Source organism: Streptomyces sp. NPDC020742, from assembly GCF_040641675.1.
Classification (GTDB): Bacteria; Actinomycetota; Actinomycetes; order Streptomycetales; family Streptomycetaceae; genus Streptomyces.
Genome location: NZ_JBFAEA010000044.1, coordinates 1 through 14,766, shown reverse-complemented (window position 1 = coordinate 14,766; position 14,766 = coordinate 1). Strand labels below are relative to the sequence as shown.

Genomic DNA, 14,766 nt, shown 5'->3' with positions numbered 1-14,766 from the left:
CGGGTCGGCGGCTCACCCTCGACGTTACCCGAACGGTGGTACGCCGTTCAGTTCGTTCCGGCGCTCTTGGGCCAGAGATCCGGGTCGGGACTGAAGCGGATCTCCAGGGCGCCGTCGTGCAGTCCGGCACCGGAGACGCTGCAGCGGCGCAGCGCGGAGGGCAGCGTACGGATGCGGCGGAAGCGACCGACGGTCACCACGATCTCGTCGCCGCGGCGGACCAGACCCAGGCCCCGGCGTTCGGCGCCGGGCAGCGGCACCCGCCAGACGAGGATGCCCTCGTCGGCGAGCCGGTCCTCGACGGTCCAGGGGTCAGGGCGGGGTCCCCCGGCGGGCGGCGCGGTGTCGCCGGTTTCGCCGGTTTCGCCGGTTTCGCCGGTCGGACCGTCGATCAGCTCGTCGAGCTCCGCCACGCCCCGGGGGTCCCGGCCCAGGTGCGGCACCTCGTGGACGGGGACGTCCGGGAACTCCTCGCGCAGCGCTTTGAGGGCGGTCTGCTGACTGCCCGAGAGCGCGGCGAGGAAGGGGTCGGCGGAGCCGGTGGGCAGCAGGCGGTTGACGATCAGGCCGTCGGTCCGCCGGCCGTGCAGGGCAAGTCCGGCGCGGATGCTGCGCAGGTTGGCGGCGGCGACCGGGCCGGCCTCGGTGACCAGGCGTACGGAGGTGCCGGGATCGTCGATCACCCGCTGGACGGCGGCGAGTTCGCGCTCCCAGCGCTCGGCGGCCTCGTAGAGCTTCTGGGCCGGCATCGGGACGCCGGCGAGCTGGGCGAGGACCGGGCGCAGGGCGCGGGCCGCCTGGCGCTCGGGCGGCAGCAGCCGGCGCAGATAGCGGCGCACCTGGTTCGGCAGGGCCAGCAGGCGGATCGTTTCGGCCGCCGCGGGCATGTCGACGACGACCATGTCCCAGTCGTCCGAGGCGTGTTCGGCGCGCAGCGCCTGGAGGAGCGCGAAGTCCTCGGCGCCGGGGAGTTCGGTGAGTTCGTCCTCGTCGAGGGGGGCGGCGCCCAGCAGGTCGAGCGCGGCGCCGGCGCGCTCCTGGAACGCGAGGAACTCCTGCCGGAACCGGTCGGCCGGGTCGATGCGCCGGGCGTGCAGACCGGGCGCTATCAGGGTGGCGGCGTCGGCGCCGAGCGGCGTGCCCAGCACCGTCTCCGGTGCGCTGCACTCCGTGGTGAGCAGCAGGGTCCGCGCGCCCCGGCGGGCGGCGGCCAGGGCGGTGGCGGCGGCGAGCGTGGTGCGGCCAGCGCCGCCCGGGCCCGTGACGAGGACGGTGCGCACGCTCAGAGCTTCTTGGCCTCGTCGGCGGCCTCGTCGGCGGCCCCGTCGTCGTGGCCGCTCTCGACGCGCTTCTTCAGCCCGGCCAGGGCGCGGTCGATGATGACCTTCTCGGCCTTGCGCTTGATCATGCCGAGCATCGGGATCTTGACGTCGACGGTGAGCTGGTAGGTCACCTCGGTGCTGGCGCCGTCGTTGAGCGGCGCGAGGCGGTAGGAGCCGTCGAGGGCGCGCAGCATCTGGGACTTGACCAGGGACCAGCTGACCTCGTGCCCACCGGTCCAGGTGTAGGCGAGGGTGTGGTCGTCCTTGATCGCGCCGGCGTCCAGCAGCAGGCGCACCTGGGAGGCGCGGCCCTGGTCGTCCTTGTCGAGCACCTCCGCCTCCTTGACCTCTCCGGTCCACTCCGGATAGCGGTCAAAGTCGGCGATCACTCCCATCACTTCGGCGGGTGCCGCCTCGATCGTGATGCTAGAGCTGGTGTGTTCGGCCATCGCCGTAACTCCTCCATGCCGATTCATGCCGGTCCGCCGACTCGCAGACACCCGGTGTCTCTGCTGCTGAAGGCTACCGCGCGGGGAATGCCCGGTGGACGTGGCCGGGCTCACCACGTCAGCACGTAGGGGGTTCCGGTCGCCTTGAAGTGGCCGACATTGATGCATTCCGTGCCGCCGATGCGGACCCGGCGGGCGAGCGGCTGGTGGACGTGCCCGAAGAGCGAGTAGCGCGGCCGGGTGGTGCGGATGGCGTTCAGCAGGGCCGCACTGCCGCGCTCGAAGCGGCGGGCGACGGTGTCGTAGCACAGCTCGGGAACGTCCGGCGGGATGTGGGTGCACAACACGTCGACCTCGCCGACCGCCTCGATCTTGGCGGCGTACTCCTCGTCGCTGAGCAAGTAGGGGATGGGGGCACCCCCTGCTCGAACGGAGTTGAGAGCTTGGGGGGGCATGGGGGTGATCAGGCCGCCGCCGACGAAGCCGAAGACCCGGCCGCCGATCTCCACCCGCTGCCCGTCCAGGACGGTGGTGCCGGGTCCGGCGTACTCGGGCCACAGGCGCGGCATGTCGACGTTGCCGTAGGTCGCGTACGTGGGGGTGGGGAAGGCGGCGAAGAGTTCGGCGTACTGCCGGCGGACCGCTTCCTCGATGACCACCTCCCGGCTCGCGCCGGTGCCGGCCAGCTCGCTCCACAGCCGGCGGCCGAGGGCGCGGGCCTCCTCGAAACGGCGGGCGGTGCGCAGGGAGACCAGCGCCGCGGCGTTGGCGGCGCCGAACAGGTCGGGGAAGATGCCCCGTGAGTGGTCCGCGTAGTCGAGGAAGAGGACCAGGTCACCGAGGCAGACGAGGGCGTCGGCACCGGCCCCGGCCGCCGCCAGGTCCCGGCTGTTGCCGTGTACGTCACTGACCACATGCACGCGCATGACCGCAGCCTAGATCGCACCGGGAGATACCGGGAGACCGGGGGGATACAGGGGGCGGAACCGGCCCATGGTTACTTTCGGGTCACCGACCGGCTGGTCTAGTCTGCGCGCATCGGTCCGTATGGCGTGTCTTCAAGCATGTGACGCATCGAACATCTGGCCGTGACCCCCTATCCCAAAAGCAATACCCATGGGTAACGTCCGGGCAGTCCAACCCCCGCATGATCATGGACCGCCGCCGGTGCACCACACAGCGTCGTGGCGCCGGCGCTTTCGAGGAGCAGCAGTCTTGCGCGAGTTCAGCCTTCCGGCCCTGTACGAGGTCCCCGCGGACGGCAATCTGACGGATCTCATCCGCCGAAATGCCGCGCAGCACCCGGATGTTGCCGTCATGGGGCGCAAGGTGAACGGCGTGTGGCAGGACGTCACCGCCGCCACCTTCCTCGCCGAGGTCCGTGCCGCCGCCAAGGGCCTGATCGCCTCCGGCGTCCAGCCCGGCGACCGGGTGGGCCTGATGTCGCGCACCCGCTACGAGTGGACGCTGCTGGACTTCGCCATCTGGAGCGCCGGCGCGATCACCGTCCCGGTCTACGAGACCAGTTCCGCCGAGCAGATCCAGTGGATCCTCGGCGACTCCGGTGCGGTGGCCTGCCTGGTGGAGTCCCCCGCCCACGAGGCGGCCGTCGAGTCGGTGCGCGACCGGCTGCCGGCGCTGGCGAACATCTGGCAGATCGAGCGGGACGCGATCGCCCGGCTGCGGGCCGCGGGCGCGGACCTGGCCGACAGCGAGGTGGACGCCCGCAGCGCGCTCGCCGATGCGGACTCGCCGGCCACCATCGTCTACACCTCTGGCACCACCGGCCGCCCCAAGGGCTGTGTGCTCAGCCACCGCAGCTTCTTCGCGGAGTGCGGCAACATCGTCGAGCGGCTGCGCCCGCTGTTCCGTACCGGCGAGTCCTCGGTGCTGCTCTTCCTCCCCATCGCCCATGTCTTCGGCCGCCTGGTGCAGGTCGCCGCGGTGATGGCGCCCATCAAGCTGGGCCACGCCCCCGACATCAAGAACCTCACCGACGACCTCGCCTCCTTCCGGCCGAAGTTGGTCCTGGGCGTGCCGCGGGTCTTCGAGAAGGTCTACAACTCGGCGCGGGCCAAGGCACAGGCCGACGGCAAGGGCAACATCTTCGACAAGGCCGCGGACACCGCGATCGCCTACAGCCGCGCGCTGGACACCGCGGGCGGCCCGTCGTTCGGCCTGAAGCTCAAGCACAAGGTCTTCGACCGGCTGGTCTACGGCAAGCTGCGCGCCGTCCTCGGCGGCCGCGCCACCCACGCCATCTCCGGCGGCGCCCCGCTCGGTGAGCGCCTCGGCCACTTCTACCGCGGCATCGGCTTCACCGTCCTGGAGGGCTACGGCCTGACGGAGTCCTGCGCGGCGACCGCCTTCAACCCCTGGGACCGGCAGAAGATCGGCAGCGTCGGACAGCCGCTGCCCGGCTCGGTCGTCCGGATCGCCGACGACGGCGAGGTGCTGCTGCACGGCGAGCACCTCTTCACCGAGTACTGGAACAACCCGGCCGCCACCGAAGAGGCGCTCTCCGACGGCTGGTTCCACACCGGCGACCTCGGCACCCTCGACGAGGACGGCTACCTCGCCATCACCGGCCGCAAGAAGGAGATCCTGGTCACCGCGGGCGGTAAGAACGTCGCTCCGGCCGTGATCGAGGACCGGATCCGTGCGCACGCGCTGATCGCCGAGTGCATGGTGGTCGGCGACGGCCGCCCCTTCATCGGCGCGCTGGTCACCCTCGACGAGGAGTTCCTCCCCCGTTGGGCCGCGGAGCACGGCCACCGCGCGGACATCTCCCCGGCCGAGGCCGCCGAGGTCCCCGAGCTGCTGGCCGCCGTCCAGCGCGCCGTCGACGACGGCAACGCGGCGGTCTCCAAGGCCGAGTCGGTGCGCAAGTTCCGCATTCTGCCGACCCAGTTCACCGAGGAGTCCGGCCATGTCACGCCGTCGCTGAAGCTGAAGCGGAACGTCGTGGCGAAGGACTTCGCGGAGGACATCGAGGCGCTCTACCGCGGGTAGGCCCGCCCGACGACCGCCGGTCCGCACCACCGGCACCCACACCTGGCCGCCGTGGTCCGAGACCACGGCGGCCACGTGCTTGCCGGGGGCGTGCGCTACAGCAGTTCCTTCAGGCGCTCGGCCAGCAGGTCCCAGCGCCACTTCTCCTCCACCCAGGCCCGACCGCGCTCGCCCATGGTGCGGCGCAGCGCCGGGTCCTTCAGCAGGGCGATGATGCGGTCCGCGGCCGGCGTGGGGGCGTTGCCCGGAACGACCCAGCCGGTCTCCCCGTCCAGGACGGCGTCCGGTGCACCACCGGAGTCACCCGCCACGACCGGCAGCCCGGTCGCCGAGGCCTCCAGGTAGACGATGCCCAGGCCCTCGACGTCGAGGCCGCCGCGGCGGGTGCGGCAGGGCATCGCGAAGACATCGCCGGCGCCGAAGTGGGCCGGCAGCTCCTCCCAGGGGACGGCGCCGGTGAAGCGGACCGCGTGCGCCACGCCCTTCTCCGCGGCCAGCGCGCGCAGCTCCTTCTCGTACGGCCCACCGCCGACGATCAGCAGCACGGCGTCGGGCACCGCGGCCACGATCGCCGGCATCGCCTCGATCAGGGTGTCCTGGCCCTTGCGCGGCACCAGCCGGGAGACGCACACCACGACCGGGCGGCCGGTGAGGCCGAGCCGGGCCCGTACCGCGTCGCCGCCGGAGTCGGGGTGGAAGGTCTTCTCGTCGACGCCGGGCGGGAGTTGGACCATCCGTGCGGCGGCGTCCGGGGTGAGCGCGGCGGCGATCCGGGAGCGGGTGTACTCGCCGAGGTAGGTGAGGGTGTCGGTGCCCTCGCCGATCCGGCGCAGCAGTTGGCGGGCGGCCGGCAGCTGTGCCCAGCCGGCCTCGTGCCCGTGCGTGGTCGCCACGATGCGGCGCGCACCGGCCCGGCGCAGCGCGGGCGCCATCAGGCCGAGGGGGGCGGCGGCCCCGAACCAGACCGAGGAGCAGCCGTGTTCGCGCAGCAGCGAGACGGCCCGCCGGGTCACCTGGGGGGTGGGCAGCAGCATCGTCGTACGGTCCCGGACCACCGGGAACGGCTGGTCGGCGTCGAAGGCCACGGTGGCCGCGCGCCCCTCCTCGCTGTGCTTCCAGGTCGAGGCGTAGACCACGACCCGGGAGGGGTCCAGGCGCAGCGCCATGCTGTGCAGAAAGGCCTGGATGCCACCGGGCCGCGGCGGGAAGTCATTGGTGACGATCAGGGTCTTGTGCACGATGGTCTCTCGACGGTCGGTCCGAGCGGTCGGTCTCGGCGGTCGGGGCCGACAGTACCGGGCGCCGCCGGGCGGGCGCCGCCCCGGCCCGACAGGGTCCTGCATTACGGTCGTGACCGGGCCGGCCGCGGTCCGGGCGCGCAACGGCGCGGGCAGCGGCGCGGGCCCGGTACGGACCGCGGCGAGGGCCGGCGGTCGCGGGCGGCGGAGCGAAGGGCGGCACTGAGGTGACGAGGGCCGGCGACGGACGCGGGCTGTGGGCCCCGGTCCTGGTCTGGGCGGCGACCCGGACCGTGGTGCTGCTGTGTGTGATGCGGGTGCTGGTGCTGCCGGGGCCGGATGTCACCACCGATGTCTCGGTGATCTATCAGGGCTGGTCCGAGGTCCTCCGCAGCGGCACCTTCCCCGCGCACGATGTGACCTGGCAGTACCCCCCGGCCGCCGCGCTGGCCGTGCTCTCCCCCGGCCTGCTGCCGTTCTGGAGCTACGCCACGGCGTTCTCCGTGCTGGTGCTGGTCGCGGACGCGGCGGTGCTGGCGCTGCTGCTGCGGGCCGGGCGGGGGCCCGGGCGGCGGCCGGCCGGGGCCTGGGTGTGGATCGCCGGGGTGGCGCTGCTGGGCCCGACCGCGTACGCCCGCTACGACCTGATGGTTACGGCAGTGGCCGTCGCGGCGCTCTTCGCGGCGGTCCGCCGGCCCCGGGTGGCGGGCGCCCTGATCGGCTTCGGGGCGCTGCTGAAGGTCTGGCCGGTGCTGCTGCTGACCGGCGCTGCGGTGCGCGGCCGGCGAGCCCGCGCGCTGTGGGGCGGCGCGGCCGGCACCGCGGCCGGGTTGACCCTCTGCGCGGTGGCCGCCGCGCCCGGCGCGCTGGCCTTCCTGACCGCCCAGCGCGACCGCGGCACGGAGATCGAGTCGCTCGGTGCCCTGGTCTTCCACCTCGCCCGGCACTACGGCTGGAACGGGCAGGTGCTGCTGCACTACGGCTCGGTGGAGTTCCTCGGGCCGGGTGTCCCGCTGGTCAGCACGCTGGCGCTGGCGCTGAGCGGGGCCGCGCTGGGGTGGCTGCTGTGGTGGCGGCTGCGGGCGGGCGAGCTCACCCATGCGACGCTGTGCGATGCGGCCTTCGCCGCCACGCTGCTGTTCACCACCACGAGCCGGGTGATCAGCCCGCAGTACCTGCTGTGGCTGGTGGGACTGGCCGCGGTGTGCATGACCATCCGCGCCAGCCGGCAGGGGCTGCCCGCGGTGCTGGTACTGCTCGCCACCGGCGTCACACAGCTGGAGTTCCCGGCCGGCTTCGCCCATGTCGTGGCGAGCGACCCGTACGGCATCGCCCTGCTGGCCGTGCGCAACGGGCTGCTGGTCGCCGCGTCCCTGCTCGCCTGCCGCCGGCTGCGGACCGCGCCGCGCGACGCCACCACCGGGCACCCCGGCCTGGTGCGGGCGCGCCGGGCACCGGTCAGCGACGCAGCAGCACCTTCCGCACGTACGCCCGCCACTCCCGCGTGAACTCGGCCATTCCCAGGCCCAGTTCGGAGCGCATCGCGCGGTCCGTGCGGTCCGCGACGGCCGGTGTGCGGGGCAGCGGGACGGCGGCCGGTGAGGCCGGTCGGGGGCCCGCCGGGGCCGCGCTGGCCTCCGTGGCCGGGGGCGCCGCCGTGGCCGCCTCCATCGGCGCGGCACCGCCGCCCGCCGCCGACGCCCGTGCCGCGCTACGGCCCGCCGCCCGGTAGAACGCGAGCAGCTTCGCCTCGCCCCACCTCTCGGCGATCATCCGGCAGGCCAGCCAGCTGCCCTCGTACGCCTTCGCCAGCCGGTCGGCACCGGCCCGGAAGCCGAAGTCCGCGTCGGTGGGCAGCCGGTCGGGCAGCGCGCCGGTGTGCACCGCACGGGTCAGTTCGGGCGCGGCGGTGGCGGGCTTGCGGCGGACGCCCCGGTAGGCCACCCAGTCGGCGAACCCCTCGGAGAGCCAGAGCGGGGTGGCCGCGGTGGTGACCGTACGGGTGGCGACATGGGTGGTCTCATGGGTGAGCACCACCCGGCGACCGAGGTCGTTGAGCTCCTCGTACGCGGCCGGATTGATGATCACGCGGTCCGCGGGCGCGGCCGTGGTGACACCCGCCTCCCCGGTGGTGACCGCCGCGATGCCCACATAGCCGGACGGGTCGTCGCTGCCCATCAGCTGTGCCATCCCCCCGACCGAGTCCGGCGCCTCCACCACGACCTTCTGCGCCCACCGGCCCTTCCAGGCGGCGGAGACCGCGGGCACCGCCTGGTCCGCGCGGCGGGCCAGGTCCTTGAGCCGGCCCGGGTCCCGGGCGCCGCCGAGGACCAGGCTGTGCCGGCCGCGGACCATCCGCACCGGGCCCTGGTCCCACAGCTGGCGGGTGCCGCTGTGGCCGGACGCGGCGCCGTCGGTGTCCGAGGAGATCAGCCACCGGCCGTCCCGTTCGGTGAGGGTGAGGTACTGGACGGTGTTGACCGGGGCGGTGTCGTAGCCCTTGAGGCGGTAGCGCAGCCGCACCTTGGCGGCCAGCCGTTCGCCGCTGCCGCCGTCGGGCAGGGGGAAGGCGTCGGTGGCGTCGAGGTCGTAGTGCCAGTCGGTGAGCGGGATGCCGGCGAGGTTGCCGAAGGTCGCCCGCTGGTGGGCGCGGAAGGCGGTGGCCCGGGGGTCGACGACGGCGAGGAAGCTCGCCTCGTCGTGCCGCTGGACGGCCCGGGCCCGGGTGTCGAGCATCCGCTGGACGTCGGGGAAGCGCGCCGCCGACGAGGCCCTGGGCGCACAGCCGGCCAGCGGGACGAGCAGCACGAGGCCGCTCAGGGCGGCGCAGCCCGCCACCCCGGCCCGCGCCGGCCGCGGTCTCGCCCGCTGGTGTGACATGCGGCCGATCGTAAGACGCGCCCGGCCGGGGCAAAAACGCTGGGCGGTCCGCTCAGGGGCGGGTGACCGCCGAGACCGGCAGCATCCCGACGGGGTCGTAGCGCACCCGGGCCCCCGGGTACGGCGCGTGCACGACCTGCCCGTTCCCGACGTACATCCCCACATGGCTGGCGTCCGAGCGGTAGATGACCAGGTCACCGGGGCGCAGCTGGCCGAGCGGCACCTGCCGGCCGGCGCCGCGCTGGGCCTGTGACGTACGGGGCAGGGAGACGCCGGCGTGCCGGTAGGCCCATTGGGTGAGTCCGGAGCAGTCGAAGGTGCGGGGGCCGTTGCTTCCCCAGGCGTACGGCGAACCGACGGCGGCCCGCACCGCGGCGACGGCCGCCGCAGCCCGCCCGGAGGCCGGTGCCGCACCTCCCAGGCCGGGGTCCGCCGGGCCGCGGCCGTCGCTCCGGGCGGCCTGGCCGTAGGCCGCCCGCTCCTCCCGCGGCAGCGCGTTCAGCAGCCGGCGGGCGGTGGCCAGCCTGCGCTGGACGTCCTTCTTGCGGCGGGCGACCTCCCGGCGGCCGGCCTCCAGCTGGACGAGCTTGGCGGCGGTCTCCCGGCGCTGCTGCTCCAGGGAGCGCTGCGCGGCCCGCAGTTCACGCAGCCGGCCGGCCTGGGCGGTGCCCAGCCGGTCGAGGGCGGAGGCCTTCTCCAGGTAGCTGTCGGGCCGTTCGGAGAGCATCAGCCGGACGGTGGGGTCGATCCCGCCCGACCGGTACTGGGCCGCGGCCTGGGCACCGATCCGGCCGCGCAGCCGGTTGACCCGCTCCTGGGCGCGGGCGGTGCGGTCCTGCAGGGCGGCCACCTCGCCGCGCAGCTGTCGGGTCCGGGCGTCGGCGCCGTTGAACTTCTCGGTGGCCCGCTCCGCCTGCTCGTAGAGCCGGTCGACCCGGGCGGTCGCCGCTTCCGTGCCGGCGGCCGGGTGGTCGGCGGGGGCGGCGGAGGCCGGGGCCGACAGCGCGGCGGCCACGGTCGCCAGGGCGGCCGACAGGACGGTGACCCCGACGAGGGTGGCCTGGCCGTGCTGCGAGGGACGGCGGTGGGACGCCACGAGAGCCACACTCCTTCATATGGGGGGTCCCCGCTGCGCGTGGCGGTCCCCCTGCTTGAGCGGAGTCGAGAGCTTGGGGGAGCAGCCGAGAAGCTCGGGGGAAGCCCCTGCCGCCCCGGGAGGGCGCGCGGTGACCGGATGCTGCGAGGGCAGACAGTAACCGCGCCGGTCCACACCGACCAAAGACCCCATTTCGTACGCAAAAAGCCGCCCCGCCGGTGACTGTGCAGGTCACCGGCGGGGCGGTAGGTCAGCGGCCGGGGCGGCAAATCGCCCGTTCGGGCGGCAGGTTGAGAAGGTTGTGAGGCTTTTCAGACCCGCACGCCGAACTGGAACGGCATGTTGTTGATCGACTCGTAGCGCACGGCGGCACCGGGCTTCGGGGCGTGCAGCACCGTGCCGTTGCCCGCGTAGAGGCCGATGTGGTGCAGGTCGCCGAAGAACAGCACCAGGTCGCCCGGCTTGAGGGCGCTCTCCGAGCTGATCCGGGTGCCGACGTTGGCCTGCTGCTGCGAGGTGCGCGGCAGCGACTGGCCGGCCTGCGCATAGGCCCAGGAGGTCAGACCGGAGCAGTCGAAGGACGACGGGCCGGTCGCGCCCCAGACGTAGGGCGAACCTATCTTGGACTGGGCTGCGGACAGTGCGGCCGCACCGCGCTGCGAAGCGGGCGCGTCGTCGCCGAGGTTGACCCGCTCGTTGCTGCGGTTGGCGCGGTCCTCCTTGGCCTGCATGGCGGCCCGCTCCTTGGCCGTCATGGAGTTGAGCAGGGCCTGCGCCTTGGCGAGCTTGCCCTTGATCTCGTCCTTCTTCTCGCCGAGCGCCTTACGGGTGTCGGAGAGGTCCTGGATCTTGCTCGCGGCCTCCGCGCGCTCCTGGGCGAGCCGGCGCTGCTTGTCCGCGATGGTCTTGAGCTGCTCGGCCTGCTTGCCGCTCAACTGGTCGAGGGTGGCGGCCTTTTCGAGGTAGGTGTCCGGGTCGCCGGAGAGGAAGAGCTGCACCGAGGGGTCGATGGAGCCGCTGCGGTACTGGCCGGAGGCGACCGCACCGAGGCCCTTGCGGAGCTGGTTGAGGTCGCTCTGGCCGCGGGCCACCTTGTCCTGGAGGTCGCCGACCTCCTTCTGGAGCTTGTCCTGCTGCTCCTTGACCCCGTCGTACTTCTCGGTGGCCTGCTCGGCCTCGTTGTAGAGCTTGTCGACCTCGGACTTGACGTCCTTCTTCGACTGCTGGGGGTCGGCCTGGGCGGCCTGGGACGACAGGGCGACGGCCGCCGCTGCGGTGGCGGTGAGCACGGTCACGCGGGTACGGCTCGGCTGCTTGGGTCGACGGTGGGACGCCACGGGGGCGAGCTCCTTCTTCCTCCAGCCGCCTACCGGGACCGTGGGGGGCATAGCACCCCGGCTCCGCGTCAACGCTGCGGACTCGGCGGTACCTTCACTGTTCATCCCGGTTGGATGATCACCTGTATGAAGGTTCGCGGCTGACCTTAGTAACCGAGCTGTGATCGCTTCAAATCCTCACGGGAAAAATCTGCGCCACAAACCCCATCCTTTACCAACGCCACACAGGCAGTAAGCGGTAATTGACACTCAGATACGAATGGCAAGCGCTTTTCGGCCGACCGGAACGCGCCGTTACCCCGGATATCAGGTCCGGGCAAGTCGCTTGAGGAGCAGGGCGGATGCGACCGGCCGCGCACCGGCCTTCGCCACGCCGTCGGCCACTTCCCGGTCCGTGGAGACCACCACGACCGGACGGCCGGGCGGTTCGGCCCGAACCAGCTGACGAATCAACTCATCGGCCGTTACGCCCGGTTTGCTAAAAAGGACCCGGACGCCCCGCGGCGGTGCGAGCAGCACCGGCGCCGCCAGCTCCGCGCCGTCGAAGACACAGGTCATCTCCGCACCGGTCTGTGCGGCGAGCACCGCGAGGCCACCCAGTAGCCGCAGCCGCTGCTTGTCGAGCGGCATGGTCGGATAGCCGGTTTTGGTGACGTTGTAGCCGTCCACCACCAAATGCGCCTGAGGCAGCGCCAGGAGCTGGTCCAGCAGCGCCGGATCCATCTCGGACAGCGCACGCGTCGCGATGTCCTTGGGTGTCATCCGGCCCGGCGCGACCGCCTCGACGGTGTCGGCCGGGTGCACATCGGCGGGCGGCAGGGCCAGCTCGCGGCGCAGCCCCTGAGCGGCGTCCAGAACGGTGTCCAGCAGCAGCCGTAGCCGCATGTCCTCGACGCTGCGCCCCTCCCGGGCCGACCGCCGGCTGGTCTCCAACGCCGCCTCGACCTCGGCGATCCGCCCCTTGAGGCGGCGCGCCTCGCTGTCCGCCGCGGCCTTCTCAGTGGCCGCCCGGTCCCGCACCTCGCTCAGTGCGGCCTCGGCCTTGCGCACCGCCGCCTCGCCCCGCTTCACGTCGCTCTGCGCACTGCGCAGCTTGCGCCGCAGCGACTCGTTCTCCTTGCGCACGGCGTCCAGGTCCACCCGGACCTGCTCGGACTCCGTTCGGGCCTCCTCGCGCGCCTGCGCCAGCTCCTCGCGCAGCCGGGAAAGCTCCCGTTCGGCCTCCTCACCGGCCCGCTCGGCACGTACCCGCTGGGCCTCCTCGCCGGCCGCCGCGACGAGCTTGACCCAGCCGTCCGGGCGCAGCACATAGGCGGCCGCGGCGACGTCCAGCGGGTCGGCGGCGGCCGGCGGGGTGCCGTGCTCCAGCGCCTCGGCGAGCTCCGGCTGGGCCGCCCGCAGCTTGCCCGCGATCCGCTGCCGGAAGACCGCGTCGCTCTCCAGCGCCGCGGCCATCGCGTTCCCGGCGAACTTGGCCCGGCGGGTCGGGGTGAATCGGGCGTACTGCCGCAGCGGAGCGGGCAGTTCGGCGACCGTCAGCGCACCGAACGCCTCCGCGGTGAGCGCCACGACCCGGCGCCGTACGCCCTCGGGCAGCGGACCGTCGAGCACCTCGTCCGCCGCACCCTCGGGTACGTCGTCACGCTGGTCCCCCGGCTCCCCTTCTGGACGCTCCACCACGGCTGCTCCGCTCCGATCTCAGGCGTTCGCGCCCGGACGGTCCACCAGCTCGATCTGGTCGACCGCGTTGCACCAGCGGCAGCGCACGGACTCGATGGTCTCACTGAGGACCTCGCGCTCCTCCACCTTCGGCTCGCCGGCCAGGTCGAGGTGGACGTACTCCACGACCTTGGCCCGGCGGGTCACGTCGAAACGGGTGAGGTTGCCGCACAGCGTGCAGCGCCACCGGGTTTCGGCCGTCGGCAGGGGAACAGACATCGTGTCGTCCTCTTTCGTGCTCGTCGATCTCGTGCTGCTGCGCCGTTCACGCGGTGCGCCGTCGGACTGCGGAAGTACGCAAAGTACTGCCTGTAACCCTACGGCCTGACGGGTGCCCGGTGCGGGCCCCGCCCAGGAGCCGGAACGCGGCGAGGCACTCTGTCCCGATTGCCCGCATTACGACATGATCACTTCATGACGGCGCCGGCTCCCCCACCCCGTTCACCGCGTTCTTCGGGCGCTTCACCCCCTCACCCAGGTACCACGGACGCCCCGGTTCCGAAAGGTTCTGGCCCCTCCCGTTACCGGTCCCTCACCACGGCGTTCTCGCGGCTGACGAATGTGCTGATCTGCCTGTGCTGTGCGGTCTTCGTCGTCGGCCCCGCCTCCGGACTGAACCGGATGTACGGCACCGGCGACGCCCTGTTGAAGGCCCAGACCGCGTACTTCGCACGGTGGGGCGTGATCCCGCTGGAGCTGTGGAGCGGCTCCCTACGGGCGCTGATCACTCCACTCACCGCACTGTTCGTGCACGGCAGCTGGCTGCACCTGCTCGGCAACATGCTGTTCCTGTACGTCTTCGGCGGGATGGCCGAGGCGCGGATGGGCCGGCTGCCGTTCGCTGCCTTCTACCTCATCATCGGATACCTGGCGCTGCTCGGCTACGCGGCCGCGCACGCCTCGTCGGGCCAGACGCTGGTCGGTGCCTCCGGCTCGATCGCCGGGGTCCTCGGCGCCTTCCTCTACCTCTTCCCCCGTGCCCGGGTCACCAGCGTCTTTCCGTTCCTGTTCTTCCTGCCGCTGCGCTTTCCCGCCTGGATCGTGCTGCTCTTCTGGTTCTTTCTGCAGTGGCAGGCCGCCCAGGACGATCCCCACGGCCCGGGTGTCGCCTACCTCGCCCATGTGGTCGGCTTCGCGCTCGGCTTCCTGTACGCATGGCTCCGGTACCGGGGGGATAGTGTGGGTGCCACCAGGGGGAACGACCGGGCGACCGAGGGAGAGAGCCAGCCGTGATCACGTCGATCGTGCTCATCAGGACCAGCGTGGACCAGATCCCCGAGATCGCCGAGAAGATCGCCGCGCTGGAGGGCGTCAGCGAGGTCTACTCGGTCACCGGCGCACACGACCTGATCGCCATGGTCCGGGTCGCCAAGCACGACGACCTCGCGGACGTCATCCCCGGCCGCATCAGCAAGATCCCCGGCGTCGCCTCCACGGAGACGCACATCGCCTTCCGCACGTACTCCCAGCACGACCTGGAGGCGGCGTTCGCCATTGGCCTCGACGCGTAGGCCTTCTCTTCCCACGTGTTCGGCTGTCCCGCCGTGGGGGTTGTTCGCCGGTGGGCCGGCGGGCCGGTACGCCTTCGGCTGTCCCGCCGTGGGGGTTGTTCGCCGTGGCGCCTGCGGCGGGCGGTGCCGCTGCGCGGGGCTGTTGGGTGCGGTGACGGGCCTGCGGGGTCTGGTGTGTGGACTGCTTCGCTTTACGTCCACA

Annotated in this window: 13 protein-coding genes; 4 read left to right on the top strand and 9 right to left on the bottom strand. The window is 72.7% G+C overall.

What is annotated here, in order from left to right; all coding sequences use genetic code 11:
* Positions 1-47 precede the first annotated feature (47 nt).
* The 3 genes from AB0G84_RS35350 to AB0G84_RS35340 form a co-directional block, all read right to left on the bottom strand.
* Complete coding sequence (locus AB0G84_RS35350) at positions 48-1,280, bottom strand: ArsA-related P-loop ATPase (protein WP_361330515.1); 1,233 nt, start codon at positions 1,278-1,280, stop codon at positions 48-50.
* 2 nt (positions 1,281-1,282) lie between these two features.
* On the bottom strand, positions 1,283-1,771 hold the full coding sequence (locus AB0G84_RS35345) for an SRPBCC family protein (RefSeq protein ID WP_361330512.1): 489 nt from the start codon (positions 1,769-1,771) through the stop codon (positions 1,283-1,285).
* A gap of 110 nt (positions 1,772-1,881) precedes the next feature.
* Positions 1,882-2,697, bottom strand: coding sequence for a metallophosphoesterase (locus tag AB0G84_RS35340; RefSeq protein WP_361330509.1), 816 nt, complete (start codon positions 2,695-2,697; stop codon positions 1,882-1,884).
* A 289-nt stretch (positions 2,698-2,986) separates the two neighbouring features.
* Here AB0G84_RS35340 and AB0G84_RS35335 point away from each other — a divergent pair, with 289 nt between their 5' ends.
* The gene (locus AB0G84_RS35335) at positions 2,987-4,783 is read left to right on the top strand and encodes an AMP-dependent synthetase/ligase (protein WP_361330506.1); all 1,797 of its coding nucleotides are present in this window, start codon (positions 2,987-2,989) and stop codon (positions 4,781-4,783) included.
* 95 nt (positions 4,784-4,878) lie between these two features.
* Here AB0G84_RS35335 and AB0G84_RS35330 read toward each other — a convergent pair whose 3' ends face one another.
* Positions 4,879-6,021 carry a glycosyltransferase family 4 protein gene (locus AB0G84_RS35330; RefSeq protein WP_361330504.1) on the bottom strand — a complete coding sequence of 381 codons (1,143 nt, stop codon included), beginning with the start codon at positions 6,019-6,021 and terminating at the stop codon, positions 4,879-4,881.
* Positions 6,022-6,248: 227 nt separating this feature from the next.
* Between AB0G84_RS35330 and AB0G84_RS35325 the strand changes: the two genes are divergently transcribed.
* On the top strand, positions 6,249-7,529 hold the full coding sequence (locus AB0G84_RS35325; RefSeq protein WP_361330501.1) for a glycosyltransferase 87 family protein: 1,281 nt from the start codon (positions 6,249-6,251) through the stop codon (positions 7,527-7,529).
* Here the strand turns inward: AB0G84_RS35325 and AB0G84_RS35320 are convergent.
* The 5 genes from AB0G84_RS35320 to AB0G84_RS35300 all read right to left on the bottom strand — a co-directional run bounded on the left by AB0G84_RS35320 (position 7,480) and on the right by AB0G84_RS35300 (position 13,272).
* The gene (locus AB0G84_RS35320) at positions 7,480-8,901 is read right to left on the bottom strand and encodes a hypothetical protein (RefSeq protein WP_361330498.1); all 1,422 of its coding nucleotides are present in this window, start codon (positions 8,899-8,901) and stop codon (positions 7,480-7,482) included. The genes AB0G84_RS35325 and AB0G84_RS35320 overlap by 50 nt on opposite strands.
* 52 nt (positions 8,902-8,953) lie before the next feature.
* Positions 8,954-9,997, bottom strand: coding sequence for an NlpC/P60 family protein (locus tag AB0G84_RS35315; RefSeq protein WP_361330495.1), 1,044 nt, complete (start codon positions 9,995-9,997; stop codon positions 8,954-8,956).
* A 311-nt stretch (positions 9,998-10,308) separates the two neighbouring features.
* Positions 10,309-11,334 carry an NlpC/P60 family protein gene (locus AB0G84_RS35310; protein ID WP_361330492.1) on the bottom strand — a complete coding sequence of 342 codons (1,026 nt, stop codon included), beginning with the start codon at positions 11,332-11,334 and terminating at the stop codon, positions 10,309-10,311.
* 306 nt (positions 11,335-11,640) lie between these two features.
* Positions 11,641-13,014 (bottom strand): NYN domain-containing protein, encoded by a 1,374-nt coding sequence (locus AB0G84_RS35305; protein ID WP_361330489.1) that lies wholly within the window; start codon positions 13,012-13,014, stop codon positions 11,641-11,643.
* Positions 13,015-13,032: 18 nt separating this feature from the next.
* Positions 13,033-13,272, bottom strand: coding sequence for a hypothetical protein (locus AB0G84_RS35300; protein WP_361330486.1), 240 nt, complete (start codon positions 13,270-13,272; stop codon positions 13,033-13,035).
* 333 nt (positions 13,273-13,605) lie between these two features.
* On the opposite strand from AB0G84_RS35300, the gene AB0G84_RS35295 reads away from it, so the two are divergent.
* Positions 13,606-14,286, top strand: a complete 681-nt coding sequence (locus tag AB0G84_RS35295) for a rhomboid family intramembrane serine protease (RefSeq protein ID WP_361330563.1) — start codon at positions 13,606-13,608, stop codon at positions 14,284-14,286.
* Entirely contained in the window at positions 14,283-14,564 is a 282-nt protein-coding gene (locus tag AB0G84_RS35290) for an Lrp/AsnC ligand binding domain-containing protein (RefSeq protein ID WP_361330483.1), read from the top strand. The genes AB0G84_RS35295 and AB0G84_RS35290 overlap by 4 nt, the downstream gene beginning before the upstream one ends.
* The last annotated feature ends 202 nt before the right edge of the window (positions 14,565-14,766 follow it).

What these genes read in the sequence shown, in the direction of transcription:
- AB0G84_RS35300 (WP_361330486.1), bottom strand. Translation starts at nt 13,272, where the DNA reads ATGTCTGTTCCCCTGCCGACGGCCGAAACCCGGTGGCGCTGCACGCTG.
- AB0G84_RS35345 (WP_361330512.1), bottom strand. Translation starts at nt 1,771, where the DNA reads ATGGCCGAACACACCAGCTCTAGCATCACGATCGAGGCGGCACCCGCC.
- AB0G84_RS35340 (WP_361330509.1), bottom strand. Translation starts at nt 2,697, where the DNA reads ATGCGCGTGCATGTGGTCAGTGACGTACACGGCAACAGCCGGGACCTG.
- AB0G84_RS35320 (WP_361330498.1), bottom strand. Translation starts at nt 8,901, where the DNA reads ATGTCACACCAGCGGGCGAGACCGCGGCCGGCGCGGGCCGGGGTGGCG.